General features: G+C 44.3%; 3 protein-coding genes. All 3 read right to left on the bottom strand.

Annotated elements, in window-relative coordinates:
- Positions 1-39 precede the first annotated feature (39 nt).
- The 3 genes from VB740_RS17825 to VB740_RS17815 all read right to left on the bottom strand — a co-directional run bounded on the left by VB740_RS17825 (position 40) and on the right by VB740_RS17815 (position 2,600).
- The gene (locus VB740_RS17825) at positions 40-228 is read right to left on the bottom strand and encodes a hypothetical protein (protein ID WP_323201290.1); all 189 of its coding nucleotides are present in this window, start codon (positions 226-228) and stop codon (positions 40-42) included.
- Positions 229-313: 85 nt separating this feature from the next.
- On the bottom strand, positions 314-1,534 hold the full coding sequence (locus VB740_RS17820) for a HetZ-related protein (protein ID WP_323201289.1): 1,221 nt from the start codon (positions 1,532-1,534) through the stop codon (positions 314-316).
- A 406-nt stretch (positions 1,535-1,940) separates the two neighbouring features.
- Complete coding sequence (locus VB740_RS17815; protein ID WP_292702923.1) at positions 1,941-2,600, bottom strand: L-threonylcarbamoyladenylate synthase; 660 nt, start codon at positions 2,598-2,600, stop codon at positions 1,941-1,943.
- Between the last annotated feature and the right edge of the window lie 62 nt (positions 2,601-2,662).

Genomic DNA, 2,662 nt, shown 5'->3' with positions numbered 1-2,662 from the left:
TATGAAAAATATCACTGAAAAACTCACAAAGTCAACACCCTAGGCAGAGCCTCCACGAGGAGCATTCCCATGTTCTACATGGGAACGAGATAAACGAGATAAACGAGAGAAGAATGGAAAATCAAGCTTTTTTCGACTTGTGTGTACACCGTAGGCTTTTAGGCGAGGGGATTCTAGCTTTACATATGTAACTTGCTTAGACTGCCTTTCGACAACCAAAGTAGGCATTAAGCCGAGATCCTGATACCGTTGGCGAAATATTACTTAACATAAAAAATTGAGCTTGGATAAATTTTAGTTATTTCACTTAGCTTCAACCCGTCTGGGCTTCAATATGACCGTTGCGGATAGTCCATGCTAGTTCTAAAAGTTGAGTCCAGCGCTTTTGTACCTGTTTGGGGGTGCATTTGATGGTTTTGGCGATCGCAACGTCACTTTCCCGTGCAGTTTTCAACTCTAATATTTGCTGTTGCTGTTCTGTGAGTTGATTCACAAAGATTTCCCACTGCTGGGAAGATAAACCCAACTTTTGCTCTAAACCCGCACCTAACCATTGATGTACCAATTGCCAGTGGTGTTGTTTGGCAAACTTTTCTACGTGGTATTTAAACCGTTGTTGGAGATAATCGCGCTGACGGCTAGTTAAACCGAGAATTTGGTCAATTTCTGGGGCTGAGAGGTCTTGGAGTTTCAAGCTGAGGTAATTCATACAATCAGATTGACCTTGAGACTCCAGGTATTTCATCAATTCAGTGATGACGCGATCGCGTTCTGACTCTTCGGATGGATCGAAATTAGTTTGGGCAACCATTTGCGATCGCAGCTGTTGCACCGCCGAGTTACGCTGGTAAGATTCTGCTTCTTCACCCTTAGCAGACTCTACCGCCATTTCGATATCCACGGTAGTTTCTTGCGGCTGACGACGAGCAAAACCTTGGGCCCGCAAAATAATTAATTGCTGATTTGCACCACCAGGTAAATTGATCCGGCGTTTGGCATACTGTTCTGTAAATGCCATATATTCAGCTAGTTGCAGCTGAGTACGCGGTGTGTGATCAGCAGGTAGTTCGTTTTCTCTGCGGAAAGCTTTGATAGCTTCGATATAAAATGCTTGTAAAAAATCTTCAATCAGGCTGTAACGAGCCTCAAAACCCAACTCAGAGCCGGATATAGTTACATGACGGTAAACCATAGCACCCAAATTGCTATGTAATTCCACACGCCCTTGTTTTGAACCTAGTTTGTAGTAACGTAAGCACTTTTGCATCCGATGCCTTCCCAACGTAATCTGCCAGGATTTGATTTCCCCAGATGTTTGGATACGGGAGCTTTTATCGCAAATGCGTTCTACTTCTATGGCTATGCGGTTTGCTAAAGCTTCTACACACCTGGGCGCTGCTTTTACTTGCGCTTGCATTTCCTGACACAGCAATTCAATCAAGGTTTCGCTGCTGTTGTCTGAAAATTCTTCGGTCGAAAGGTAGTTATCAAAAATGGGTGTAGAGTTTGGTAGATTAACGACGTTAGCTTTCATGACTTTTCCAGGAGTAGTATTGCACCGTAATTACAACGCAGACACAGCAATCAAGGCAGGCCTTGGCTTATGAATCTTTAGGCATTCATCCATTAAGACTTGCCGTATGTAATGCTCACATCTAAAGCTCATATATAAAACTGTAGGAAATACGAGAGAGTTACAGTTATGGCAATGTGTCGGTTTTTTCACAAGCCACCACATTGACGCTGGGATACAAGTACCCGCCATTTTCTCAAAATTGTCAAATCCCTTTTTGTACCAACTGTTGCCACCATCCTGTTATATCAACTGTTTCACCGAACAGGCCATCGTAGACATCGGCTTTAAGTATGACAATTTTAAAACTGGAGTCGTTTTTATCACAATTTCCGAAACAAAGAGGTGCGCCTGTGAAGTGTAATTTTTATACCCAAGCTGCTGCTGCTTCCCAACCTAAACCCCTCCGTATAATTGCTGCTTCGTCTCCGGTCATATCCAAGATGGTAGACACTTCATATGTAGGTTCCTCGCCAGTATCTACAATTATGTCTACCAACTTGTCCAAACGGTCAAATAGTTCTACCCGCGACTGAACAGTTTCTGGATCTATCCGAATCATGCCATTATCTGCTTCATCTGGTGGCAGATGTGCTGAAGTTGAAATAATCGGATTGCCTAAGGCTGCCAGCAACTCCAAACACACAGTATGGTTTGGTACTCTAATTCCAGTACTTTTCCGCTTGGGGCTTTGCACCAATCGCGGTACTAATTTAGTCGCTGGGAGCAAAAACGTGTATGGCCCTGGAATTAGGCGTTTCATAATCCGATAGGCTGTGTCACTTACGAAGGCATAAGTTGCCACATTTGAAAGCGAGGGACATAAAAATGTCAGTGGTTTATCATTTGCTAGCTGTTTAATTTGCCGCACTCGTTCTACCGCCGACTTGGCATTCAAATCACAACCGATCGCATAAACTGTATCAGTAGGGTAAAGCATGACTGCGCCACTAGAGAGCGCCGACTTTATTTCCTCTATTCGACGAATTTGAGGATTATCCGGATGAACTGGGAAAATTTTTGCCATAACTGGGGGAGTGGGGAGGGGGGGGTGGGGGCCGGGAGCGGGGGGAGCAGGGGAGGCAGGGG

It is taken from the genome of Nostoc sp. UHCC 0251 (genome assembly GCF_034932245.1).
Lineage (GTDB): Bacteria > Cyanobacteriota > Cyanobacteriia > Cyanobacteriales > Nostocaceae > Nostoc.
Note: the sequence above shows the minus strand (reverse complement) of the source record. Positions and strands in the feature narration are given on the sequence as shown.

What these genes read in the sequence shown, in the direction of transcription:
- VB740_RS17825 (WP_323201290.1), bottom strand. Translation starts at nt 228, where the DNA reads ATGCCTACTTTGGTTGTCGAAAGGCAGTCTAAGCAAGTTACATATGTA.
- VB740_RS17820 (WP_323201289.1), bottom strand. Translation starts at nt 1,534, where the DNA reads ATGAAAGCTAACGTCGTTAATCTACCAAACTCTACACCCATTTTTGAT.
- VB740_RS17815 (WP_292702923.1), bottom strand. Translation starts at nt 2,600, where the DNA reads ATGGCAAAAATTTTCCCAGTTCATCCGGATAATCCTCAAATTCGTCGA.